Annotated in this window: 19 protein-coding genes and 1 pseudogene; 7 read left to right on the forward strand and 13 right to left on the reverse strand. The window is 58.6% G+C overall.

The window, feature by feature from the left end; genetic code table 11:
* Positions 1-13 precede the first annotated feature (13 nt).
* From MMS95_RS20160 to MMS95_RS20170, 3 genes are all read right to left on the reverse strand, one after another.
* Positions 14-307 (reverse strand): DUF2623 family protein, encoded by a 294-nt coding sequence (locus MMS95_RS20160; protein ID WP_015378411.1) that lies wholly within the window; start codon positions 305-307, stop codon positions 14-16.
* A gap of 291 nt (positions 308-598) precedes the next feature.
* Positions 599-1,186 carry a nitroreductase family protein gene (locus MMS95_RS20165; RefSeq protein ID WP_015378412.1) on the reverse strand — a complete coding sequence of 196 codons (588 nt, stop codon included), beginning with the start codon at positions 1,184-1,186 and terminating at the stop codon, positions 599-601.
* Between the two features lie 69 nt (positions 1,187-1,255).
* Positions 1,256-2,152, reverse strand: a complete 897-nt coding sequence (locus MMS95_RS20170; protein ID WP_156865878.1) for a LysR substrate-binding domain-containing protein — start codon at positions 2,150-2,152, stop codon at positions 1,256-1,258.
* Positions 2,153-2,267: 115 nt separating this feature from the next.
* Between MMS95_RS20170 and MMS95_RS20175 the strand changes: the two genes are divergently transcribed.
* Positions 2,268-2,903: a flavodoxin family protein gene (locus MMS95_RS20175; protein WP_033632636.1), complete on the forward strand. Its 636-nt coding sequence runs from the start codon at positions 2,268-2,270 to the stop codon at positions 2,901-2,903.
* Between the two features lie 8 nt (positions 2,904-2,911).
* On the opposite strand, the gene MMS95_RS20180 is transcribed toward MMS95_RS20175, so the two are convergent.
* The 8 genes from MMS95_RS20180 to ssuD form a co-directional block, all read right to left on the reverse strand.
* Positions 2,912-4,129, reverse strand: a complete 1,218-nt coding sequence (locus MMS95_RS20180) for an acyl-CoA dehydrogenase family protein (RefSeq protein ID WP_015378415.1) — start codon at positions 4,127-4,129, stop codon at positions 2,912-2,914.
* Positions 4,130-4,147: 18 nt separating this feature from the next.
* Positions 4,148-5,578 carry an MFS transporter gene (locus MMS95_RS20185; RefSeq protein ID WP_156865877.1) on the reverse strand — a complete coding sequence of 477 codons (1,431 nt, stop codon included), beginning with the start codon at positions 5,576-5,578 and terminating at the stop codon, positions 4,148-4,150.
* A gap of 183 nt (positions 5,579-5,761) precedes the next feature.
* Positions 5,762-6,637 carry a MetQ/NlpA family ABC transporter substrate-binding protein gene (locus MMS95_RS20190; protein WP_242142160.1) on the reverse strand — a complete coding sequence of 292 codons (876 nt, stop codon included), beginning with the start codon at positions 6,635-6,637 and terminating at the stop codon, positions 5,762-5,764.
* Positions 6,638-6,639: 2 nt separating this feature from the next.
* Positions 6,640-7,335 carry a methionine ABC transporter permease gene (locus MMS95_RS20195; RefSeq protein ID WP_086016698.1) on the reverse strand — a complete coding sequence of 232 codons (696 nt, stop codon included), beginning with the start codon at positions 7,333-7,335 and terminating at the stop codon, positions 6,640-6,642.
* A 5-nt stretch (positions 7,336-7,340) separates the two neighbouring features.
* Entirely contained in the window at positions 7,341-8,360 is a 1,020-nt protein-coding gene (locus MMS95_RS20200) for a methionine ABC transporter ATP-binding protein (RefSeq protein ID WP_021505840.1), read from the reverse strand.
* A gap of 7 nt (positions 8,361-8,367) precedes the next feature.
* Positions 8,368-9,756 carry an LLM class flavin-dependent oxidoreductase gene (locus MMS95_RS20205; protein WP_242142162.1) on the reverse strand — a complete coding sequence of 463 codons (1,389 nt, stop codon included), beginning with the start codon at positions 9,754-9,756 and terminating at the stop codon, positions 8,368-8,370.
* Between the two features lie 83 nt (positions 9,757-9,839).
* A complete protein-coding gene (locus MMS95_RS20210; RefSeq protein WP_242142164.1) occupies positions 9,840-11,219 on the reverse strand; it encodes an FAD-dependent oxidoreductase in 1,380 nt (459 codons plus the stop codon).
* Positions 11,219-12,391 (reverse strand): FMNH2-dependent alkanesulfonate monooxygenase, encoded by a 1,173-nt coding sequence (gene ssuD, locus MMS95_RS20215; RefSeq protein ID WP_021505843.1) that lies wholly within the window; start codon positions 12,389-12,391, stop codon positions 11,219-11,221. Before ssuD ends, MMS95_RS20210 begins: the two co-directional genes overlap by 1 nt.
* Positions 12,392-12,670: 279 nt before the next feature.
* Here ssuD and MMS95_RS20220 point away from each other — a divergent pair, with 279 nt between their 5' ends.
* Entirely contained in the window at positions 12,671-14,590 is a 1,920-nt protein-coding gene (locus MMS95_RS20220) for a sigma-54-dependent Fis family transcriptional regulator (RefSeq protein ID WP_060559873.1), read from the forward strand.
* Between the two features lie 714 nt (positions 14,591-15,304).
* On the opposite strand, the gene MMS95_RS20225 is transcribed toward MMS95_RS20220, so the two are convergent.
* Entirely contained in the window at positions 15,305-16,045 is a 741-nt protein-coding gene (locus tag MMS95_RS20225) for a helix-turn-helix domain-containing protein (protein WP_242142166.1), read from the reverse strand.
* Between the two features lie 816 nt (positions 16,046-16,861).
* Here MMS95_RS20225 and MMS95_RS20230 point away from each other — a divergent pair.
* The 4 genes from MMS95_RS20230 (at position 16,862) to MMS95_RS20245 (ending at position 23,050) form a co-directional block, all read left to right on the forward strand.
* Positions 16,862-17,749, forward strand: a complete 888-nt coding sequence (locus MMS95_RS20230; RefSeq protein ID WP_033632630.1) for a helix-turn-helix domain-containing protein — start codon at positions 16,862-16,864, stop codon at positions 17,747-17,749.
* A gap of 495 nt (positions 17,750-18,244) precedes the next feature.
* Positions 18,245-18,418: a hypothetical protein gene (locus MMS95_RS20235; protein WP_153303162.1), complete on the forward strand. Its 174-nt coding sequence runs from the start codon at positions 18,245-18,247 to the stop codon at positions 18,416-18,418.
* A 457-nt stretch (positions 18,419-18,875) separates the two neighbouring features.
* Positions 18,876-21,215, forward strand: coding sequence for a membrane-bound PQQ-dependent dehydrogenase, glucose/quinate/shikimate family (locus MMS95_RS20240; protein ID WP_242142168.1), 2,340 nt, complete (start codon positions 18,876-18,878; stop codon positions 21,213-21,215).
* 194 nt (positions 21,216-21,409) lie between these two features.
* A complete protein-coding gene (locus MMS95_RS20245; protein WP_016927100.1) occupies positions 21,410-23,050 on the forward strand; it encodes a Na+/H+ antiporter in 1,641 nt (546 codons plus the stop codon).
* 110 nt (positions 23,051-23,160) lie between these two features.
* On the opposite strand, the pseudogene MMS95_RS20250 reads toward MMS95_RS20245, so the two are convergent.
* Positions 23,161-23,265 (reverse strand): annotated as a pseudogene (locus MMS95_RS20250) (glycosyltransferase family 2 protein); the annotation flags it as partial.
* Between the two features lie 215 nt (positions 23,266-23,480).
* Here MMS95_RS20250 and MMS95_RS20255 point away from each other — a divergent pair.
* On the forward strand, positions 23,481-23,723 hold the full coding sequence (locus MMS95_RS20255; protein ID WP_004940831.1) for a hypothetical protein: 243 nt from the start codon (positions 23,481-23,483) through the stop codon (positions 23,721-23,723).
* The last annotated feature ends 11 nt before the right edge of the window (positions 23,724-23,734 follow it).

Here is a 23,734-nt window from a genome sequence, read left to right on the forward strand (position 1 = left end):
CGGCTCGCCGGCGCTACCCCGGCGTCGGCTGGTTATAGCCGGCGTGGAAAAACTTCTCCGCCAACCGGCTGTCGCCGCCGGAGAAGAACTCGCTCATCGGCTCGCGGCCGAGGCCATAGGCGCGGCTGAGTTGCCCGGCCTCGAACGCCGCCCGGTTCTCGTCGCCGCAGCGCTGCGCCAAATGGTGCGCATAACCGAGCACGAAACCGCGCTTGTAGTCGGAGCAAAAGCGCGACAGCTCCGCCTCCGGCTTCAGGTTCTCCACCTTTAACCCCGCCAACAACCCTTTGCCAAAATGATCTCCCACGGGTTCCTCCTCACCGCACAATCGCTATATAACAAAATATACAGCGAATGAACGAACGAGAACATACTCCCTAAGTTTTACTCGCCGCATAAAAAAGGCCCGCGAAGCGGGCCTCAGACTGTTGACAAAGAGGGAAAAAGCGTGGTTTTTCCCCCTTTGTGGTGATCAGTCGAAAATCAATAAATTGATTTTCCTTGTTTTTTTATTCTGTGCTATCTGCCAAACCAGCAAAGGTATGAGGTTTGTCATCAATCTCAGGCCCGCGAAGCGGGCCTGCGAGAAAGCGGGCAATCACAGCGTGAAATTCAGCCCTTCGCTGACGGTCTTGCCGAGCGGCAGACGGCCCGACGGCGCTTCTTTCTCCTGCAGGAAATCCGGCAGGCGGGCTTTGTCGCCCGGCTTGCCGATCGCCACCATGGCGTGCACCGCATAGTCGTCCGGCAGTTGCAACGCCGCTTTGATCTTATCGTGGTGAATGCCGCTCATGCAGTGGGTCAGCCAGCCTTTCAGGTGCGCCTGATGCGCCAGGTTGGCCCAGGCCGCGCCGGTGTCGAATGCGTGGGTCGGGTTGTCCACCAGCCGCTCGCCGTTCAGGCTGGTGGTTTTGGAGACGATCACCACCAGCGCCGAGGCGTGTTGCGCCCAGCCGCGGTTGAAGTCGATCAGGAACTCCAGGTAGTTCTCCCAGCTGTCGGAGCCGTGCTTGCTGTAGGCAAAGCGCCACGGCTGAATGTTGTAGGCCGAAGGCGACCAGCGCGCCGCTTCAAAGAAGCTCAGCAGCGTTTGATCGTCGATGGCGTCGTTGGTCATCGCGCGCGGCGACCAGCGCTCGATAAATTGCGCGTCAATCGGGTAATCGGAGATTCTTGGCTGGCTCATGATAGGTTCTCGCAGTGAAGTAAAAACAAAAGTTCGCTGATATTCCCACAGCTTAGGACGGTAAAACTTTTATTTCGTGCCATTGTCCTGCGGCAATTCCTGCCGCAGCCAGGCCAGAAACGCCCTGACCGGCGGATGCCGCTCGCGCCCCGGGGCGCACAGCACGCTGTATGCGGCGCCCGGTACGCGCACCTCCGGCCGGTACGCCACCAGCAGACCGTTGTCCACCATCTCGGACACCATCACCGAGCTGGCGAGCACCCATCCCTGCCCGGCCACCGCCGCCTGCAGGGCGTAATGCTCCTCGTGATAGCTGCGCATCGCCGCATGGCGCTGCCACCAGTCCACGCCGGCGGCCCGGCACCAGTCATGCCAGCCGCTGTCGTACAGCGCCGAATCCCCCCACTTGACGGTGATCAGCACCGGGTTTTCCGGCGGAGCGGCGGTCAGCCCCGGCGCGGCGTAGACGCCAAAGCTTTCCTCCAGCCGCGCCGCCTGATGCAGCGCGGGATAGTGCGCGCGGCTGTAGCGCACCGCCACATCCACGCTGGCGTCCTGCTGCAGGTCGATCACCTCGGCGCAGGCCTCCAGGCGCACCAGATAGTGCGGATGCGCCTGGTAGAAACGCCCCAGGCGCGGCACCAGCCACAGCGCCGCGAACGAGTGCGTCACCGAGACGCACAGCGATCCGGCACTGGGCTGCGGCCGCAGGCCCTCAAGCGTGGCGGCGACGTCCAGCAGCGCGCCGTGCACGCCGGCAAACAGCGTTTCGCCCTTCGCCGTCAGCCGCACGCCGCGCGGCACCCGCTCGAACAGCGCAAAGCCCAGCTGCTGTTCCAGCGCCTTGATCTGGTGCGAAATCGCCGTCGGCGTCACCGCCAGCTCGGCCGCCGCCAGCTTGAAGCTGCGCAGGCGAGCGGCGGATTCAAAGGTGCGTAACGCGTTGACGGGCAGCGTAGCGAACATGGCGAGGCCTCTTGGGATGAGTTGAGCTCATCCTGGCAGAAAAACCGTCATTTGTCGCCTGCAGACGTTCGCCTCTAGATTAAGGCTGAGTTCACTTCACACCAAGGAGCATGACATGAATACAGCTCATCAATCCAAGCGCCTGGTGGTGCTGGTCGGCAGCCCGCGCCGCGACGGCAACAGCGCCACGCTGGCGCAGGCGATCATGGCGGGCGCCGCCGAAGCCGGCACGTCCGCCAGCCTGCATTTTCTCGACGATTACCTGAGCGGTTTCCTGAGCGATGAACGCCATACGCCGCCGCCGGCCGATCGCTACGCCGAGCTGTTCCTGGAGCACTTCCTGCCGGCCGACGGCGCGGTATTTTGCACGCCGATTTACTGGTACGGCATGTCGGCGCAAACCAAGGCCTTTTTCGATCGCTCGTTCAGCTTCTATTCCAACGCCTACCCTCAGGCGGAACAGGTGCACCAACGCATGAGCGGCAAACGCATCGGGTTGGCGGTGGCGTCGGAAGAAACTTATCCCGGCGCGGCGCTGGGCATCGTGCATCAGATCCAGGAGTTCAGCCGCTACACCCATTCCGCCTTCGTCGGACTGGTGCACGGCGCCGGCAACCAGCGCGGCGAGATCGCCCGCGATCCGCGCAACCCGCTGCGGGCCGCCCGCGAGTTGGGGCGCGAGTTCTTCACCCGCCCCTACTCGGATTATCAGATGGACAGCCCGCGCAGCACGCAGGTTTGGACGGAATAGCCACGGCCTCAACCGCCACTGCCGATTTGCCAGATAAAGGTCGGCGTATGGCGGTTAATTTCCCAGTCACCGATATTGCGCGCCTTGTAGATCACCGGATTATGTGAAGAGAGCGTGCGCGCATTGCGCCAGTGGCGATCCAACGCCTTGCCGGTACGGGTATCTGAAGCGCCGAGCGCATTGAACAATTCACCGGCGGCGCGCTGCACCCACTCCCCGGCGATGACCTGCGCCCTGGCGGCGTCCAGCTCCGCCGTCACGTTAAGCGCCTGCAGCAGCGCTTCATCGCCGGAACGATGCGCCTCATAAGCCTGCTGCAGCGAGGAAGTCGCTTTTAGCACCGTCGCCTCGACCGCATAGGCCCAGGCGCTGATTTGCCCCACCACCTGCTGGATCTGCACGTCGTCCTTCACCCAACCGGCGTTGCCGTGGCTATAGATCCTTTTACGTTGCCTCACGCCCTCGCCGACGTCTCGCAGCACCGCGCGGCCGATCCCCGCCAGCGTCGCCAGCAACACATGCTGATAGAACGCAGTTTGGTAGCGGAAGCGCTCGGCAAAGTCATAGACGTGCGCCTGCTCGACCTGCGCATCAATAAAACGCGTGGTGCCGCTGCCGGTAGTGCGTTGGCCAAATCCGTCCCAGTCGTCGTCGCGCTCTACGCCCGGCTGGGCGACGTTAACCAAAGCGATCACCGGGCCGCCGCTGTCGCTGCGCTCGGCATACACGTCGATCCAATCGGCAAACAGACTGCCGGTGCTGTAAAATTTCTCGCCGTTGAGCGACCAGCCGTCGGCCTGCGGCGTTACCCGGGTATTGACCTGCCCCAGCTTCACGCCGCCGATCTCGGTCCAACCGCTGCCGACCAGCTCGCCGTCGAGAAAGCGTTCGAACCAGCGATCGCGCTCCGGGCCGTCCGGCGCGTTCAGCCGATCTTCCACGAAGGCGAAATGCGCCCGCAGCGCCTGCGGCAGGTTAGAGTCCGCCTCCGCCAGTTCGGCCAGCAGTTCGAACAGCTGCGGCAACGAAGCGCCGTCGCCGCCCTTTTCACGCGGGATGCGCACCCTGCCGAACCCCGCCTCTTTCAGCCAACGGATCGGTTCATGCGGCAGCGTGCGCGACAGCTCGCGCTCCACCGCCCCGGCGGCGATTTCGGCGAAGATCGGCCGAAAACGCGCGGCCAGCTGTGCGTAGTCTGCTCCGGTGGATAACAGGTGTTGCGTCATGTCAGTGTCCTCTTGTGGTTAAGCGCGATCGGCCAGATCGTCGATATCGCGCGCCGTCGGTTCGAAGCAAATGATCAGCAGGAAGACGATGGGGATCGCCGCCGCCAGTGAAACAATCCAAAACATGTCGGTGCCGAAGCGCGCCTGCAAAATCGGCAGAATAAACAGCGCCAGCGCGCTGCCGATACCGGACAGCGAACGGCCGAAACCGACGCCGGTGGCGCGGATCGCCGTCGGGTAAGAGAGCGCCGGGTAAATCATCATCTGCGCGCCGGGGCCGAAGCCTTCGGCGAACAGCCATAGGCCCAACATCAGGATCGCCAGCCCAACGCCGAACGCCGCCTGCGGATGCCCGATCAACGCCAGGGCAATCAGCGCGATAAACTGCAGCGCAAATCCGGCGATCGCCACGTGGCGCGACGGATACTTCCATGCCAGACGCATGCCGAGCAGGCCACCGGTAAAGGCGAACAGCACGTTCAGCCCGAGCGAGGCGGAGAGGGTTTCAAACACCCCGGCGCCGAGAAACTGCGCCAGAATCGACGGCAGAAAGAAGGCGATGGCGGTGTATTCAAAGGAAATGCAAACGTTCATCACGCAGGAGACCAGAGTGCGTTCGCGGTACGGCTTGCGGAACAGCACGCGGAAGCTGACCTTCGCCGCCGCCGGTTGGGCGGCGTCAGGTTCCGCCTCATGGGCGGCGATGCCGTATGACTCGCGCAGGATGCGCGCCGCCTCTTTCAAATCGCCCTGGTTAGCGGCCCACAGCGGCGACTCGTTCATAAACTTGCTGCGCACCATGATGATCAGCAGCGCCGGCACCGCGCCGAAAATCAACGAGGCGCGCCACAGCCAGTTCGCATGTTCGGCCGGCAACAGAAAATAGAGCGCAAAGATGATCAGAAAACACATCGACGAAGCGGCGTACCACATCGGGCACCAGGCCGCCAGGCGCGACGCCTTGTTGGCCTTGCCGGAGAATTTGGAGAATTCGGCCAGATAGGCCATCGCCACCGGCAAATCGATGCCGACGCCGATACCCATCAAAAAGCGCGCGCCGATCAGCACCCAGACGTTGGGCGCCAGCCCGGCGGCGATGGCGGAAACCACAAAAAACAGCATATCGGCCATAAACACCTGATAGCGGCCGTACTTGTCGGTCAACCAGCCGCCGACCAGGTTGCCGAGAATGGTCCCGACCATGATCGAAGAAGTTACCACCCCGGTCAGCAGCGGGCTGAGGCTGAATTCACGCACCACGTCATCGATGCCGTAAGACAATGTGGTCAGGTCATAGGCATCGAGAAAAACACCGCCCAGCGCCAACAGCACGATCATGCGCGCATGGGTATTTTTCTCGCTGCGTTGGTTAATCAAACGCGCCACATCGCTGGCCGAGCCGATGGGCGCAGATAACGGCGGCGCGGTATCGATATTTAAGGTACTCATAGCTTCCTCGTTGTAATTGGCAGGTGACACCTCGTTTATAGGGTGAAAAAATTACGCCGACAAACAACAAATTATTCTATAAATATCATTAATATCAATAAATTAAGTGCAGTTACAGCGTAACAAAAACGCCGGATTAACACGCGTTAATCCGGTCTTTATCACGGCCATTTCGGGCGGGGATTATTCTGCTGATACCGGCACCAGCACGCCTTTTACCAGCGGGTCGTCGGTGTTTTTCAGCCACGCCTGCAACCTGGGATCGGCAAACGCCCGCTGCAGCTTGCGAATATTTTCGTCCTGCAGATAGGGCGTGCCAATTACCAGCTGCGAGGCGAAGGTCTTCGGCGCCGGTGGGAACAAGATGCCCTTCTCACGCGGCACCTTGCCGGCGTCGAACTGCGACACATAGCCAATAGCCGCATCTACCGAATTCAACGCGCGCGGCATGGTCAGCAAATCCAGCTCCTTGAAGTTAAAATGGCGTTTGTTCTCGCGAATGTCTTTCAGCCTGGCGGTGCGCGCCTCGATCGCCGGATCCAGCCCAATCAGTCCAATGCGCTGCAGCAGCCACAACGCCTGCCCCTGATTGGCGCCGTCGTTGGGCACCACAATCTCCGCGCCGTCCGGCAACTCGGCGATCGACGCATAACGGTCGGAATAGATGCCGAACGCCCACTGAAACACCGGCAGCGTCGGGGTCAGCTTAAAACCGTTGGCCTCCACCACCTGCTTTAGCCACCACTGGTGCTGGTAGATCGTGGCGGCGTACTGCCCCTGCGCCACCGCACGATCGGCCTGCACCGGATCCTGCAGGCCAACCGCCTCCAGCCTGAGGCCGTAATCCGGCGCGATATGCTCGCCGACGTACTCGATCACCCGCTGCTCTCCGGCCATCGCCGGCTCAAAGTGCACTTTGAGCGTGCTGCCGAACTGCACCGTCTGCGGCTGGCGGGCGCTGAAGTGCCAAACCGCGGCGGCGATAATCGCCACCGCCGCGATACCCACCGGCCACGGCCAGCGTTTCTTCTTCACTATCTCAAAATCGTGATTAGGCATGATTAAAGGGTTTCCTGATGATGACGCAACGCGGCGACCAGGCGGTCACCAATAAACTGAATCAGTTGAATCGTGGCGATCAGCACCACAATGGTGGCGATCATGATGTGATTGTCGAAACGCTGGTAGCCGTACACCACCGCCAGATAGCCGATGCCGCCCGCGCCAATGGTGCCGGCGATGGCCGAATACTCGATCATCGAGATGACGTTCAGCGTGATGGCGGCGACGATCGCCGGCAGCGCCTCGCTGAGCTGCGCGCGGGTGACTATCTGCCAGATCGAACCGCCGGACACCAGCCCCACCGCCGTCACCTCCGGCGGCAGTTCGCGCAGCGCGTTCTCCACCAGCCGGCCGAAGAATGGAATGCCGGCGACGATCATCGGGATCACCGCCGCCGGAATGCCGATGGTGGTGCCGGTCAACCAGAAGGTGAACGGAATAATCGCCGCCATCAGCACCAGAAACGGCAGCGAACGGCCCATGTTCACCAACCAGCTCAGCGCGCGATTCAGCGCCGGGCGCGGAAACAAGCCGCGCGATGAGGTGTTGAACAACACCACGCCGACGGCGCCGCCAATCGCCACCACAAACAGCATCACGATGCCGACCATCAGCCAGGTTTCGCCGTAGGCCGGCAGCATCAACCGATGGATCTCGCGCCAGGGTGTGTCCTGGCTCATCACGCTGTCAGACAGATTTTTCATACCGCCTCCTTCAACGCCGCCGGCTGTTCCAGCACCTCGGCGAGAATGCCCAACCGCCGCAGCTCGTCCTGCAGTTCAGCCACCGAACGCGAACCGCCGCCAAAACGCACCGCAATCTCCAACCGCCCGGCCAGGCTGCCGCCCACCACTTCAACGTGCCCGCCCAGCAGATCGATCTGCAGGTCGAGTTGGCGGCTGATGCGGCTGATCCAGTCGGTGGCCGCCGGCTGACGGGCGCAGTAGGTTACCTGCAGCCGCAACGCGGCGTCGGACGCCAGCGTCTTCAGCGGGAACAGCCGGCGGCCCAGCGAGGAATCGGGCGCTGCCAACAGTTCGCGCACCGGCCCTTGCTGCACAATCACGCCGTCGCGGATCTCGGCCACCGCGTCGGCGGCGTCGCGCACCGCATCCATCTCGTGGGTGATCAGGATGATCGACAGGCCATACCGATCGCGCAGCTGTTTAAGCAGGCTGAGAATGGCCCCGGTGGCGTCCGGATCCAGCCCGGAGGTGGCCTCATCCGCCAGCAGCACCGACGGATTCAGCGCCAGCGCGCGGGCGATGCCTACCCTTTGGCGCTGGCCGCCGGACAGCTGCGCCGGGTAAAACGCCGCCTTGTCCGCCAGCCCCACCGCCGCCAGCAGGCTCTTTACCCGCTTGTCGATATCGCGCGGCACCACGCCCAGATAGGTCAACGGCAGCGCCACATTCTGCCAGGCGGTTTTGCGCTGCAGCAGCGCGGAAGACTGGAACACCGTGCCTATCGCCCGCCGCTCCCTGCGCAGCGCCTCGCCCGCAAGCCGCGACAAGTCCTGGCCGTTCACCCGGATACTGCCGCTGCTCGGCCGCTCCAGCAGACTGATGCATTTCGCCAGCGTCGATTTGCCCGCCCCGCTGGGGCCGACTACGGCGGTAATCGATCCGGCCGGCACCCGCAGCGAAACGCCCTTCAGCACCTCAATCCGGCGCCCGTCCGGCGCGCGGTAAGCCTTGTGCAACTCCTCAATCTCTATCATCGCATCCTCACTTGACGCTCAGTGCATCGGCCAAGGACGCGCCGGCCGGCCAGCGGTAGCCCACCGCCGGGTGCGGCTCCGCCAGGCGCGGCCCCTGATTGAACAATTTTTCTCGCAGAGTGCCCGCCGTGTAGTCGCGCTTGTACGCTCCGCGTTTTTGCAGCTCGGGGATCAGCAGTTCCACCACGTCGGTGAAGGTTTCATGGGTAACGGCGTAGGCCAGATTGAAACCGTCAACATCCGTTTCCTCCACCCACGCCTGCAGCTCGTCGGCCACGGTTTGCGGGCCGCCCACCAACAGCGGGCCGAAACCGCCGATGCCGACCCATTCGGCGATGCCCTGTACTGTCCATTCACGGCTGGGATCGGCGCTGGAGAAAGTTTCCACCGCCGACTGAATGGCATTGGTGTGCAGATGCTTCAGCACCTGATCCGGCTGATACTGGCCGAAATCGATGCCGGTCCAGCCGGACACCAGCGCCAGCGCGCCTTCGTAGCTGGTATAGGATTTGTATTCCCGCCATTTTTCCTGCGCCTGTCGGTCCGTTTCACCGACGATCACCGTCTGCAGGTTGAAGATCAGGATGCTGCGCGGATCGCGCCCGGCCTCGGCGGCGCGGCGGCGGATATCGGCCACGGTTTTTTTCAGCAATGTTTTCGAAGGAGAGGCGACAAACACGCATTCGGCGTGTTCCGCGGCAAACTGCTTGCCGCGGCTGGAAGCGCCGGCCTGATACAGCACCGGCGTGCGCTGCGGCGAAGGCTCGCTCAGATGAATGCCCGGCACCTGGAAGAACTCGCCCTTGTGGTTGATCGGATGAATTTTCGCCGGATCGCTGAAGATGCGCCGCTGACGATCGCGCAAAATCGCGCCGTCTTCCCAACTGCCCTCCAGCAGCTTGTAAACCACCTGCAGGTATTCATCGGCGTAGTCGTAGCGCGCATCGTGATCGGTCTGCGCCCGGTGGCCAATATTGCGCGCGCCGCTCTCCAGGTAAGAGGTGACGATATTCCAACCGATGCGCCCCTTGGTCAGGTGATCAAGCGTCGACAATCTGCGGGCGAAAGGATAAGGGTGCTCGAATGACAGCGAGGCGGTCAGCCCGAAGCCGAGATGTTCGGTAACCAGCGCCAGCGGATCGTTAACCGGCACCTGCGTCGCCTGGCGGATCGCCGCGTCGCCGCTGCCGTTAAGCACGTCGTAAATCCCCAGCACGTCGGCGATAAACAATCCATCGAACTTGCCGCGTTCCAGCAGGCGCGCCAGATCGGTCCAATATTCGAGATCCTTATACTGCCAGGAACGGTCGCGCGGGTGCGCCCACAGCCCCGGCGACTGATGGCCGACGCAGTTCATATCAAAAGCGTTAAGACGAATTTCACGTTGCGATGACATAGCGAGCTCCACAATTATCTGCCGGCCACGGGCGGAGCCGGGCCGGATGGGGGTCTTAGGGTGTTAAAAACGGGAATGGACGATCAGTATGCAGCCGGACATCGCGCCAGCAGGTATTGCGCGACGCTTTGGGCGTGTTCCGCCACCTGCGGCAGCCCCATCAGTTCGCCGAAGCGCCCGCGCGCCGCCGGGCCGGCCACCAGCAGGCGCGGGTTGGCAAGGCCGTCGCCGCCGATCGCCTGGCTGTCGGCATTGACCCACAGCCCCAATCCCAGCGGATCGGCGCGCAGCGCCCCCTGCTCCGCCAGCGAACTGAGCAACGGGCTGGCGGCGATCAGGCCGGCATGAGCCGGCCCCGTAGCGATCAACAGCCGCTGCGCCTGCAGCGCCCGCTCTGCGCCCTGGCGCGGCAGAATCGTCAAGCGCACGCCCTGCGGCGTGGGTTCCGCCCGCCGCAGACGAGCGGCCAATACCTGCAGCGTGCCCGCTGCCTGTTGCTCCGTCAGCAGCGTGCTCACCTGCGGCGCAATGCGATAGCGGTGCACGTCCCAATAGGCGCGCAGATGCCGCAGAAAGCGCTGCTGTTCGGTCGGCGTTAACGCTTGCCACAGGCGCTGGCCCTGGGCGCGCACCGCGTCCAACACCGCCTGCCACAGCACCCGTTGCCGAGCGGCGCGCGCCACCTCAAGACGCACCTGCCGCACCCCGTCACGCAGTCCGGATGGCGGGGTAAACGACCACGTCGGGTACTCCCCTTCGGCATTGGCACGCGGCAGCAGGCCGTGACGAGAGAACGCGGTAATCGGCCCGCGATGCCCGCGGCGGTGCAACGCCGCCACCGCATCGGCCATCGTCAGCCCGCTGCCGACGATCGCCAACGATTCATCGGGTTCAATCTCATCCAGCGCCCCCTCCGCCCAGGGATTGGCGATCAAACGCGCGTCGCGCGCCAGTTCCGGGGCGATCTGCCGCGGCAGCGCGGGCGGCGGATGGCTGGTCGCCAACACCACATAATCGCCCCACAGCCGTTCGCCGCCGGCGGTGATGACGGACGCGCCCTGCGCCTGCGGCTGCAGGTGCTGCGCCCGATCGCGCAGGTGCCGCAAGCGGGCCTGGCCCGACTGCGCCGCCTGATGAAAACGTTCCTCGACGTAGCGGCCGAAGGCGCCGCGCTGCGGATAGGCTTTACCGTCGCGCCACAACGCCTGCGGATCGGCCGCCAGCCCGCCGCTCTCGCGGAACCAGCGGTCAAAATCCCCCGCCGGTTCATCCGCCAGCTGCATCCTATCGGCCGGGACGTTGATGCGGTGAGTCGGCTCGGTGGTCGAATACGCCACGCCATAGCCCGGCGCGGCGCGCGGTTCGATCACCGTGACATCCACCGCTCCGCGCGCCAGCTGGATCGCCAGCGCCGCGCCGGTGAAACCGCCGCCGATAACGATAATATGGGCACGCTTCGCCATCAGCCCTCCCGCTGCGCCGGGCCGGGACGACGATCGCCGCCGATGGTTTCGCCAAACGGGCCGGTATTGATCGTGCGAGCCGTCTGATGAGCCGACTGCGCCAGCGGCAGCAGCGGCATCACCAGCTCGGCGAAGCGGTGAGCCTCTTCCAGATGCGGATAGCCGGAAAGGATGAAATTGTCGATGCCCAGCGCCTGATACTCGCGTATGCGCGCCGCCACCTGCTGCGGGTTGCCCACCAATGCGGTGCCGGCGCCGCCGCGCACCAGGCCAACGCCGGCCCACAGGTTGGGGCCGATGCGCAGACTCTCGCGCGAGCCGCCGTGCAGCTCGCTCATGCGGCGCTGGCCGGTAGAGTCCATGCGCGCAAAGATCTGCTGCGCCGCCGCGATGGTGTCGTCATCCAGATGCGCAATCAGTCGCTCGGCCGCCGCCCAGGCTTCGTCTTCAGTTTCGCGCACAATAACGTGCAGGCGAATGCCATAGCTGAGTTTACGCCCCTGCCGCTCGGCGCGCTGGCGCACCGCCGCCAGCTTTTCCGCCACCTGAGCCAGCGGCTCGCCCCAGGTCAGGTAGGTGTCGATCTGCCCGGCGGCGATGTCGATCGCTTCCGACGATGAGCCGCCGAAATAGAGCGGCGGGCCGTTTTCCTGCACCGGCGGGAACAGCAATTCGGCGCCTTCGACGCGAATATGCTTACCGCTGAAATCCACCTTCTCCCCTTGCAACAGCCGTTGATACACCGTGAGAAATTCCTGTGTCACCTCATAGCGTTCGGCATGGCTGAGGAAGATGCCATCCCCTTTGTTTTCCACCGGATCGCCGCCGGTCACCACGTTGATCAGCAGGCGCCCGTCCGACAGCCGATCCAGCGTCGCCGCCATGCGCGCCGCCAGGCTCGGCGGCTGCAGGCCGGGGCGCACCGCCACCAGATAGCGCAACCGGCGGGTGATCGGCGCCAGCGCCGCCGCCACCAGCCAGGAATCCTCGCAGCTTTTACCGGTTGGGATCAGCACGCCGTAATAGCCGAGGTTGTCGGCGGCCAGCGCCACCTGCTGCAAATAAGGCAGGTCCACCGGGCGCCCGCCCTGCGCCGTGCCCAGATAGCGACCGTCGCCGTGGGTCGGCAGAAACCAGAAAACGTTGATGCGATCTTTCACTGACTCAGTCATTTATGCCTTTCCTATATAACTATTTTCATTATTTATCGATAGAAAAACCCTGCTTGGTTATAAAAAGAGAAGCAGGATGCGTGCCACATTGCAGATTTAAAAAAACCAATGCATATCAATATATTGATGAGATATCGACGTCAAAACGCTGCTGCATTGGCAGCAGGCGGCGGCGGAAAGCTGTTGCCAATGCAGCACCGTGCGCCTTTTATCCTCTCGCGGCGGCTCATTGGCTGGGATAAGATTTTTTTCCCCATCGCCGTCAGACAGGAGACGCCCATGTACGATCCCCAACCGTTCGCCGCCGACAAACCGGTGCTGATCGATCCGGCGTCGCTCGCTCTGCAAAGCGTGCTCGATCGGCTGGCTCCCACCGACGCCACTGTGCTGATCGTCGGTGAAACCGGCACCGGCAAAGAAGTGGTGGCGCGCTATCTGCACCACCACAGCGCGCGCCGCCATCAACCTTTCCTGGCGGTCAACTGCGGCGCGCTGACGGAAAGCCTGGCGGAAGCCGAACTGTTCGGCCATGAGAAAGGCGCCTTCACCGGCGCCGTCGGCACTCATCAGGGCTGGTTCGAAGCGGCGGAAGGCGGCACCCTGCTTCTGGACGAGATCGGCGAACTGAACCTGTCGCTGCAGGTCAAGCTGCTGCGCGTGCTGCAGGAACGGGAGATCACCCGCGTCGGTTCGCGCAAACCGCTGAAGATCGATGTGCGGGTCATCGCCGCCACCCACGTCGATCTGGCCGGCGCGATTCGCCAACGGCGGTTCCGTGAAGATCTCTATTACCGCCTGAACGTGGCGGCGGTGACTTTACCGCCCTTGCGCCAGCGGCCGGACGATATTCCGGTGCTGGCCAGACATTTTCTTGCGCTGTACGCCCGCCGTCTGGAACGGCCACTGCCGCGGTTGACGGCGGAAGCGCAGCAGACGCTGCTGGACTACCCTTGGCCCGGCAACGTGCGCGAGCTGGAGAACACGCTGCATAATGCGGTCTTGCTGAGCCAGGAGGGGGCGATCGCCCCGCAGCAACTGCAGCTCACCCATCGCCTGACGGATAACGACGGCGGCGGCGATGACGCCATCGATCGCTTTGTGCAGCAGCAGTTGCAAGGCGACAGCGCGCAGCTTTACCAACGGGTGCTGGATGCGCTGGTGCGCAACGCCTTCGAGCGCAGCGGCGGCAACCAGCTGCAAGCGGCGTCGTTGCTCGGCGTCAGCCGCAATACCCTGCGCACCCATTTGGCGCATCTTGGTTTGATCAAACCGCGCCGTCGCAGCGCCGGCGCACCCGCACATTCGCCGGCCATCGCCGCAGCGCCGCTGCCCGAACGCGAACTGCGCATCGGCTATCAAAAGTTCGGCAACCTCGGGGTGCTCAAAGCGCGGCAAAGCCTGGAACAGCTCTTCGCCACACAGCGCATCAGCGTGCTGTGGAGCGAGTTTCCCGCCGGGCCGCAGCTGCTGCACGCGCTCGACGGCGATGAGATAGACTTCGGCACCACCGGCGAAGTGCCGCCGATCTTCGCCCAGGCACAGGGCAATGCGCTGGTGTACGTCGGTTTTGAGCCGCCGGCGCCGCAGAGCGTGGCGATGGTGGTGCCGCAAGACAGCCCGATACACAGCGCCGCCGATCTGCGCGGCAAACGCATCGCGCTCAACAAAGGCTCCAACGTGCACTATTTATTGCTGCAGATGCTGGACGAACAGGGATTGACGTTGAACGATGTGCGTATCGTCTACGCGCCGCCGAAGTATCCGCTGTCGGCGACCGACCTGCAGGCGGTGGACGCCTGGATGATGTGGGATCCGCTGCTCAGCGACGCGCAGCGCAGCGGGGAACTGCGCGTGATCGCCGACGGCACCCAGCGAGTGCTCAATCAGCAATTCTATCTGGCGCGCCGCGACTTCGCCGAGCGCTCGGGCGATCTGTTGCAGCCGCTGATGCAAGCATTGCAGCACACCGGCCGCTACATTGCCGCGCAGCCGAGAGAAGCCGCTCGTCACCTTTCCGACGAACTGGGGCTGGCGAGCGCCTCGCTGGAACTCGCGCTGTCGCGCCGCAGCCACGAGATCCGCGCCATGGATTTGCAGGTGATCCGCCAGCAGCAAAGCATCGCCGACCGCTTCTACGCCCTCGGGCTGCTGCCCAGAGCGATCGCCGTGCGCGAGGCGGTCTGGCCGCTGGGATCTTAGCCTGGCTTCGGGGGCGCAGTATCGGCCGCCCTTTCTCCTCTCGCATAAACTCATTCCGCCGTCAGAGCCGGGCGGTAATGCCAATGCCGCAAAGACATTTTTAGGTAAAATATACTGCCGATGTCAGTGCTAGGATTAATTCGCTATCATTTTATGTGCACTTTCAATTAACGTTACCCTGTTATTTTCGCATTCGCCGGTCGTCCGACCGGCTTTTTTATTTCCTTTCCTCGCCTGCCAAAAATATCTCTTTTTGGTAAAAAAAAGCGCAGCAGGCGGGGTTAAATAGCAACCGCATAGCCTTATTTACCGTGTAGAGGTCGTGCATCTCAGAGAGATTTCGATGTTTCATTGGCCGGCGTTAATCGCCGGCTTTTTTTATCTTCATTTCATGATGCCTGCACGTCACGGCCCCCAGTCTTATTGTAAAAGAGGATGTGCGTATGCCGGGCCAATTGCTCCGTGAAATAACACTTTTCGGTAAAGAAAAAAACCAAACACGCGCTATTATTTAATTGTAGTATTGTCATACCTATTGAATACCCCATGCTTACCGACCCTCGCGGTCGGTTTTTTTTCTTCCTCGCCAACCGTTCCGTTGACGGAAACAGGCTTATGGGGGGGTGACGGGAGGGCGCCATCAAAATATCGATGGCATAACCAAAGCTTTCCGTTGTGATCAGGCAACCTTCTGCCGCGCGCGATAAACAAAGCTCATTTTATCGGGATGAAATACCACATGCTGACGTTTTCCTTTTCACCTGGGCAGTGATCGTGAATTTTAAAGATTACGCTTTGCGTGATGAAGATATCCTGGGAAGCCAACACCCCCTCATAGAGCGATAGGATGAACTCGTTTTCGCTCATCTTCTTTTCATTGCGTCTGATCGCAATGTACTTTGCCGATGCGTTGTACAGGCTACAGGTTATTGGATTCTTTACGTTTACCTTCATCTGCCCCCGGCTGATTACCGGTGAAAGCAGTTGCACGATCCTTTTTTTCTCGTAATACTCATGCAAATTCAAGTACACGATGCTGCTGGGGAAAGGCTCTTTATCGAAGCCAATAATCGGTTGATAATTGAGAAAAGGCCAATCGCGCAGAGTTCTGAATGTTCTCGGCGGGCAACCGAATTGATTTGAAAACGCACGGCTAAATGATTGCTGAGAACTAAATCCGGAAAGCAACGCGATTTCATAGATCTTCAGATCGGTACATTTCAGCAATAACGTCGCGCGGCTTAGTCTGCGCTTTCTGATATAAGTGCCTATCTTCATCCCTTCATACAAATAGAACATCCGCTGTAAATGCCCGATGGAATACCCTGACTTAATGGATAGCGCCCTTATTGATACATGGCTTTGTGTATCAATGGCTTTTTCAATGATAGCGATTATCTCATCTAAAATATTGCGTCTGAACTTGTTAGAACAATCCATAGTAAAGCCTGTCATCTTGCTATTTTTATTATTGAATGCATCTCTCTTCTTGCGGAACCAAAAGCTGTCCGACTTGCTTTCTTTCGAAGAATGGCATTCCCATATCCGTTAAAATATATCCACGCATCACATTGCAAAAAAAATCATTTCCAGGGCGAAAGATGCCGATTCACCTCTCGCACAAGATGAGATTCACAAAGAAGTCGTGTGGAAAAACGCTGATAAACCACGGACGCCAAGACAGAACAACGCTCAGCGTTTATTCTGCCTCAAAAAGCGCGGGCCACAGCCAGAAGATAAATAGCAAACGCTATTTATCGTGAAAATAAAGCATATATACGCTTCTCTGAATATCATTACCCTTGACGCCCCCCTGGATTAACCATCATTTAATTACGCAATGCCTTGCCTGCCTATTTTCCGCTTAACCACCCACTCTTAAACATAGAATAGTTAATTATTCCGATTCGAAAAGATGTTACTGTCAATAAATTGACAGCCATATAGAGTTTTTATCTATCAATGAGCAAAAATCGTTCTCCCTTCACCTTGGAACCCCAATAAAAATCAATAAAAATCAATAAAAATCAATAAATTAACAAAATCAAAAATGCCCCCCCTTCACGTTCGACTTCTTGCCATACGCGGCTATTTGGTAAATGACACTTTTAAGTACATTTTTTTTAATTTACCGCGTTAATATTGCAAGCGTTCTATACTCAGGATATTGCCTAAAAGAACGGATAAATTGGGGGCTTATCGCTGAATACCGATAACGCGTTATTTTACCCAACGCAACCATTAGGCAGTTAACTAAAAGGGAGCTCCTGCATGTTTATAACCAAAGTCATTGAGGAGCTGCTCGCCTGGGTGGAAGAAAGTGGGTTCAATGAGAAGCTCACCGTTGAGATGCTGTCAGAAAAAAGCGGATATTCACGCGGGCATATCCAAAAAGCGTTTAAAGATGAAACAGGGATGACTTTCGGAAGCTATGTGAGGGGCAGAAAACTCATTCGCGCCGCATTTATGTTGAAAGCGACGAACCTCTCTATTTCCGATATCGTTAAAACGCTAAATTTTCAGTCATATCAATCATTTGAACGAGCCTTCCGCAAGCAATTCAGAACCTCGCCGATGCAGTATCGCAAAAGTAAATCGTGGGACGTGTCCTCCGCCATCCCATTGCTGTTTCTCGACGGCATTCCCGAGCATCGCTATGTGCACCTGCCAAAGTTTTTCGACGATTCAGGGGATGGCGTTGATGCAGAAATATATCACTTCCATCCTGCGGTTTCCGCGCTGCGATTGGCGGCAATTGATAACATGAAAAAAACGGATAGCGGCGTGATTAACTTTTTCAATTTTGGCGCGAGCATCAAGAAAGAGAATTACGTCAGCATCTATTTGAAGACCCTCTATATTTCAGAAGAAGACTGTCTTGGCAGCGTGCTTGCCTCCCTGGCCGACGCCCAGGGAAAAAAAGACATGCAACTTTTTGCAGAGTTCAGTTTTGACGGCGCAAGCGATGAGGCGCAAAAATTCACGCAAAGTATCTACACCAAATCATTCCCGATAAATAAAGTTGGCATGATCGATCGCTTTCTCATTGAAATCATCACCCCCAAAGGCGGCGATAGAATAGAGATGAAGACCTATATCCCCATTGTCTTCCCTATCAAGCACAGAGAGAAAGAGGTAGCGCCTGGGCCAGAGCGCTAACCTTGTCACTATCGGCGTTGCTATTTATTAAAAAGGGTAATTATTTATATTTATCAATAAAGAGTCATGATGAATTTAGGCTCAAAACCACTCATTATCCACTCGCCGCAAAGCACCAACTTTAAGACTTATCTAATTGGAAAACGCGTCAATACCTCCCTAAAGATCGCGCCAAGATGAGATTTTCTCGCCCCCACAAGGAATAACCGCTTATCCGTTAAGCGTTGACTTCGATATGACTTACGTACCAAAACATTAAATATCAATGTGTTACCCACATTTGCTTTTTGTGCGACTGATTGGGCAACTTGTTGTTTTTATTACATTTTCATTAAATACCCTGCCTGAGCGCAACCGGCATTCTTCGCTTTATCCCGCCCGCACGCTTGTAGACATCCCCAGGTAGTGACGATATTTTATTTCCACGAGACTTATTTTTACGGGTGCTATCAATATGCCTTAAACAAGAATAAAGCGCGTCAGGAAAATAGAATTATGAGTATCCAAGCATGGTCTAAAAACCTAAAAAAACACTATCCTAATGTTAATGTTGAAAAAGTCACCGTCGGCGAACGCGGGAAAGGTTATATTGTCTATGTCGATGGGGAAAGAATGGCATTGAATCATTTTTTTCGCCGCTTCTATCGACACCGGCTTGATAAAGAATGACGTTTCACCCTGAACTCAACGCAGGGTAAACCTCTACGCAACCTCGTGATTAAAAGCAGTTCCGCATTCATCATCACTCTAAATAATTAGTCCAGAGAGGCTCTTTCATTCAATGCGCTTATCACTGCTATAAAATATCGGATTGCACAGCGCCCCCACAACCGTATCTCTGCGAGACGGTTACAACCCGGTATTAAATAAAAATGTTGATGGTTATTTTTATCGCGCGCGTTCTGTCATCGCCCAATAAAAAACCCTTATCTTGGTCTGGCGACGGATCCAAGCCGCAATGGCCACTGTTGAAATGGATATCAAAACGACAACTCAATGCCCCTAAAGCGTTAAAGAATAAAAAGTCTCAAGGCGGGAAATGCCTTGCCTTTCGCGCCTGCATTTTCACGCGTTGGCAGCGATGGGATGGTGATCCAATGTGGATTTAAAAGTCAAAGGAAAACATATGATTAGAACATCGTTTGGTAAGAGAGCCGCAATAATCACGTTCTTTTGCTTGCTGGTTTTTTCTGGCGTCGCGTTAACCGTGGGGGGAATTTGGCTGATCGCCCTCGGCGGATCGTTCTACTATGCCATTACCGGGATAGGCTACATCGCCGCCGCAGTGCTGGTCCTCAAGCGCAGCAAATCGGCTTGTTACTTAACCGGCCTGCTGTTTTTGATGACGTTGTTGTGGGCGCTTTGGGAATCGGGGCTTAACTACTGGGCATTGTTCCCTCGCCTGCTGGTGCCCGCCGGCCTCTCTATTATCGCCGCGTTTTTACTTCCCTCATACCTGCACGGCGCCAAGAGTCAAAAGCAGGCTTACATCGCCGGTTCGGCATTATCCGTGGCCTTTGTCGCTTTCTTTATCGGCGCCTTCTTTCCCCATGGCGAAATTACCCCTGCTGGCGACGTGACGTTTATCGAGAGCAAAAGCGACAATGCGCCTGCCGATTGGAGCGCCTATGGCCGCACGACGGAAGGAACGCGCTACGCGCCGTTCAATCAGGTGAACCGTTCAACCGTCAAAGACCTGAAACTCGCCTGGGTTTATCGCACCGGCGATTTCCGGCCGGGCGTGGACCAAAACACCCCGCTCGCGATTGATGATGTGGTGTATAGCTGTACGCCCAACGGTCTTATCACCGCTATCGATGCCGATACGGGTAAAGCGCGCTGGAAATTTGACTCGCATTCCACCTCCCCCGTTTGGCAACGCTGCCGCGGGCTTGGCTACTACAAAAATGAAGATATTGCGCCAGGCGCGCTGTGCGAGAAAACGATCGTTCACACCACGATCGATGCCCGCCTCATTGCGCTGGATGCCAAAACGGGCCAGAAATGCCCCGCCTTCGGTCAAAACGGTGAGGTGAATCTCGGCCAGCATATGGGGGAAGTCAAACCGGGTTATTACTTCCAAACCTCGGCGCCGACCATCGCCAGAGGGAAGATTATCGTCGGCGGCTGGGTTATCGATAACGTAATGAAAGGCGAGCCCTCCGGCGTCATCAGGGCGTTCGACGCCAAAACCGGCAAGTTGGACTGGGCGTGGGACTTAGGCAACCCGGGCATCACCAAGGCTCCGCCTGCCGGAAGCACCTATACGCGCGGCACGCCGAATATGTGGACCACCGCCGCCTATGACGACAAATTAGGCTTGTTGTATGCGCCGCTTGGCAATGCAACGCCCGACTATTACGGCATGAATCGCCCGGAAAATTCGGATGCGTACAACTCTGCCCTGGTCGCCATTGATATTGAAACAGGCCGTGAGCGCTGGAAATTCCAAACCACGCATCACGACATTTGGGATTATGACCTCGCATCCCAACCCGCGCTGGTGGACGGTTTTGATGAGCAACATCGCCCGGTGCCCGCCCTTTTGCTCGGCACCAAACGCGGGCAGATTTTCTACCTGAACCGGGAGACCGGCAAACCGCTGGCGCAGGTTGAAGAGAAAGCCGTGCCGACCCAAGGCGCCGCAGAGGAAGAGCGCCTCTCGCCAACCCAGCCGTTCTCCGTCGGCATGCCGACCATTGGCGCCGAACGCCTGACCGAAGAAAAAATGTGGGGCACCACCCTGTTTGACCAGATGGCCTGCCGCATCCTGTTCAAACAGATGAATTACCAGGGCGACATGACCCCGATCGGCACCCGCCCAACGCTCGAGCAGCCCGGCAATTTAGGCGGACTCAACTGGGGGAGCATGTCGATTGATCCTGTGAACCATCTGGCTTACATGAACGATGTGCGCATCCCGAATGTGTTTTGGTTAGTGGCGCGCGACAACTATGAACGCGTCGCGAAACAGTACCCGCAAAAAGTGATCGATGGCCACGGGTCTTCTCCCATGATCGGCACGCCATACGGCATGATCACGTTGATGTGGATGTCGCCGCTCGAAGTGCCTTGCAACCAACCCCCTTACGGCACGATCACCGCCGTCGATTACAAAAACAAAAAGATTGCCTGGCAGATACCGGCCGGCACCGCCGAAAAAATGGGGCCACTGGGCATCAGATCGCATCTGCCGATGCCGGTTGGCATGCCCACCTACGCGGGCACCATGACGACCGCCGGCGGCCTGGTCTTCTTCGCCGGCTTCCAGGACTATTATCTGCGCGCCTATAACAGCAGCACCGGCAAAGAAGTCTGGAAATATGCGCTGCCGGTCGGCGCGAGCGCGACGCCGATGAGCTACGTTTCGCCTAAAACCGGCAAGCAATACATCGTTATTGTGGTCGGCGGCGCCGCGCATTCGTCAGAAACCGGCGATTACGTGATGGCGTTTGCGCTGCCTTAACCCTTTGCCCCGTTTGCCTGCGCCATCCCACAGGCAAGCGGGGCGAAGACCGGCCTTGCTCAACTGCGCTTTCTTTATCGACAGCGGCCGCCATGGCCGCTGCTTAGCCTTGGCCGACGAGCCCGCCTGAGGGGCGGCATGCAGAAAAACCGTTTGATAACGGCGAGAAAAATTAAATCCACAAAAGGTTCACGATGGAAACATTCTTCACCATATTGATCTTATTGCTCACCGTCTCGTTGTCCGGCGTCGTGACGCGCATATTGCCCTTCCAAATCCCGCTTCCGCTGATGCAAATCATCGTTGGCGCCGTCTTGGCCTGGCCGCAGTTTGGGTTGCATATCGACTTCAATCCCGAGCTTTTCTTGATGCTGTTTATTCCCCCGCTGCTGTTCGCCGACGGTTGGAAAACGCCGGCGCAAGAGTTCATCCATTACGGCAGAGAAATCCTTTGTCTGGCCTTGGTGCTGGTGATCATCACGGTCGTCGGGGTGGGTTATCTGATTCACTTCCTGCTCCCGTCAATCCCCCTCGCCGCCGCGTTTGCCCTGGCCGCCGTTCTGTCGCCAACGGACGCCGTGGCGCTGTCCGGCATCGTCGGTAAAGGACGCATGCCCAAACCCGTGATGAGCGTGATCGAAGGGGAGGCGTTGATGAACGACGCCTCCGGTTTGGTTTCCCTCAACTTCTCCATCGCTGTCGCGCTCGGCGCGATGGCGTTTACCCTGGAGAGCGCCTTTCTGACCTTTCTGCAGGTATCGATTGGTGGGGTGCTGTGCGGCATCATTATTGTTTTTCTCTACAATCAAATGGTTAAGTTCATCCATAAATGGATGTATAACGATTCCGCCACTCAGATTATTTTCTCGCTGTTACTGCCCTTTTCCTGCTATCTGATTGCGGAAAGAATCGGCGTATCCGGCATCCTGGCCGCCGTCAGCGCCGGCATGATGATTGGCCAATCCAAAGTGAATCGCAGCATGCCGCTGGTGCGTTTACGCACCAATAATATTTGGGAAATGCTCGAGTTCGTGTTTAACGGCATGGTGTTTATTCTGCTTGGGCTGCAGCTGCCAGGCATCTTGAACTTCACCGTGGCGCAAACCGGTATCGATCATTCCATCAGCCTGGAGACGCTGCTGGCTTACGTGGTGATCATCTATTTTAGTTTGATCGCCGTGCGTTTGATTTGGCTGTGGCTGATGAAGGTCGGCAGCGCGACCCTGATGCGCAAAGATCCGCTGTTATTTTCGAAATTCAGCACGCGCGATCTGTTCGTCGCCGCCTTTGCCGGGGTGCGAGGGGCGGTGACCCTGGCGGGCGTGCTGTCAATTCCGCTGTTTTTATTGGATGGCTCGCCATTCCCGGGGCGGTATCAGCTGGTGTTTATCGCCTCGGGGGTCATCTTGCTGTCGATCGTCGTCGGCATCGTCACGCTGCCCTTCCTGTTGCGCGGCAATTTGCCGCCGGAAGAAGATCAGGAAGAGGCTTTCTCCGTTTCAGAAGCCTTGGCGAGCGCGGCGACCAAAGCCGTTAACGAAACCAAGGAAAAGCTGCTCGTCGCCCCGCCGGACGACGCCACGCCGGAGCTGATTGAAGAAACGACGCGGCGGATGCTGGACGTGCTGCAACGTAAAATTCTGACCAAAGAAGACGTTAAGAATATCGTGGCGCTGAAGCGGCTGGAAAAGCAGCTGTACTTAGCCTCGTTGCACGCGGAAAGAGAAGAGCTGTACCGGCTGCGCCGCATGAAGAAAATCAGCCATGAGAAACAGAGAAAGCTGCTGCATCGCATTGATATTACTGAGGTGCTGATCGCTGAAGACAGCGTTTAAACGAGGAGATGAAGGCGGTTCGCCCCCCGCCTTCGGCGCGCGGTTGCCGGCCCAAAGCCGCAATCGCGCACCGCAACCGAACGGGAGCTCACTCCACGCCCGCCGTTCGGCTATCTGTGGTACCACGCCTTGAAATACTTCAAAAAGCTGTAGGACACCGCGTAAACGCCGGTCACGGCCCCGACCCGGCCCGCTTTCCAGGCGCCGCTGAAAACTTAAGTATTTAGAATATTGGCTGCCCTGTCATTCCCTGGATGATGGCATCGGACTACTTCATCAATTTCAATGAAATCAAATAGAAAGGTAAATTAAACACGGGCGTTCACCGCACCGGCTCACGCGCTGGCGGGCGCCGATCGCGAGAGCGGCGCTTGGCGGCGCCTTGGTTTTGTTATAACGTATCAAAAAAACAAGTAAAGGGAAGACGACGATGAAAATCCAGCTGTCGCTGTTGTTTCTCAGCCTGCTGGCCGGCAAGGCCGCAGCGTTTCAGTCGAAAGTGCCCGAACCGCGCCCGGAGCAGGCGCGGGTGGCGGAACAAAACATCGAAAATCTGTTTTACGGCTTTCACGCCATGGACGCCCAGCCGGTGAGCATCGGCAGCTGCGCGGCGGTGCCGGTAGCGGGATGCCAATGCGCATTCTGCACCCAGCTGCGGCAGGCCGGGCGCTGAGCCGCCCCCTT

Origin of the sequence: Serratia sp. PGPR-27 (assembly GCF_022678525.1) — a bacterium.
Lineage (GTDB): Bacteria > Pseudomonadota > Gammaproteobacteria > Enterobacterales > Enterobacteriaceae > Serratia > Serratia nematodiphila.

Coding starts and splice junctions, on each gene's coding strand:
- MMS95_RS20185 (WP_156865877.1), bottom strand. CDS start 5,578: ATGAGTACCTTAAATATCGATACCGCGCCGCCGTTATCTGCGCCCATC.
- MMS95_RS20230 (WP_033632630.1), top strand. CDS start 16,862: ATGTTTATAACCAAAGTCATTGAGGAGCTGCTCGCCTGGGTGGAAGAA.
- MMS95_RS20240 (WP_242142168.1), top strand. CDS start 18,876: ATGATTAGAACATCGTTTGGTAAGAGAGCCGCAATAATCACGTTCTTT.
- ssuD (WP_021505843.1), bottom strand. CDS start 12,391: ATGACTGAGTCAGTGAAAGATCGCATCAACGTTTTCTGGTTTCTGCCG.
- MMS95_RS20170 (WP_156865878.1), bottom strand. CDS start 2,152: ATGTTCGCTACGCTGCCCGTCAACGCGTTACGCACCTTTGAATCCGCC.
- MMS95_RS20200 (WP_021505840.1), bottom strand. CDS start 8,360: ATGATAGAGATTGAGGAGTTGCACAAGGCTTACCGCGCGCCGGACGGG.
- MMS95_RS20180 (WP_015378415.1), bottom strand. CDS start 4,129: ATGACGCAACACCTGTTATCCACCGGAGCAGACTACGCACAGCTGGCC.
- MMS95_RS20245 (WP_016927100.1), top strand. CDS start 21,410: ATGGAAACATTCTTCACCATATTGATCTTATTGCTCACCGTCTCGTTG.
- MMS95_RS20235 (WP_153303162.1), top strand. CDS start 18,245: ATGAGTATCCAAGCATGGTCTAAAAACCTAAAAAAACACTATCCTAAT.
- MMS95_RS20255 (WP_004940831.1), top strand. CDS start 23,481: ATGAAAATCCAGCTGTCGCTGTTGTTTCTCAGCCTGCTGGCCGGCAAG.
- MMS95_RS20220 (WP_060559873.1), top strand. CDS start 12,671: ATGTACGATCCCCAACCGTTCGCCGCCGACAAACCGGTGCTGATCGAT.
- MMS95_RS20210 (WP_242142164.1), bottom strand. CDS start 11,219: ATGGCGAAGCGTGCCCATATTATCGTTATCGGCGGCGGTTTCACCGGC.
- MMS95_RS20225 (WP_242142166.1), bottom strand. CDS start 16,045: ATGACAGGCTTTACTATGGATTGTTCTAACAAGTTCAGACGCAATATT.
- MMS95_RS20190 (WP_242142160.1), bottom strand. CDS start 6,637: ATGCCTAATCACGATTTTGAGATAGTGAAGAAGAAACGCTGGCCGTGG.
- MMS95_RS20165 (WP_015378412.1), bottom strand. CDS start 1,186: ATGAGCCAGCCAAGAATCTCCGATTACCCGATTGACGCGCAATTTATC.
- MMS95_RS20175 (WP_033632636.1), top strand. CDS start 2,268: ATGAATACAGCTCATCAATCCAAGCGCCTGGTGGTGCTGGTCGGCAGC.
- MMS95_RS20205 (WP_242142162.1), bottom strand. CDS start 9,756: ATGTCATCGCAACGTGAAATTCGTCTTAACGCTTTTGATATGAACTGC.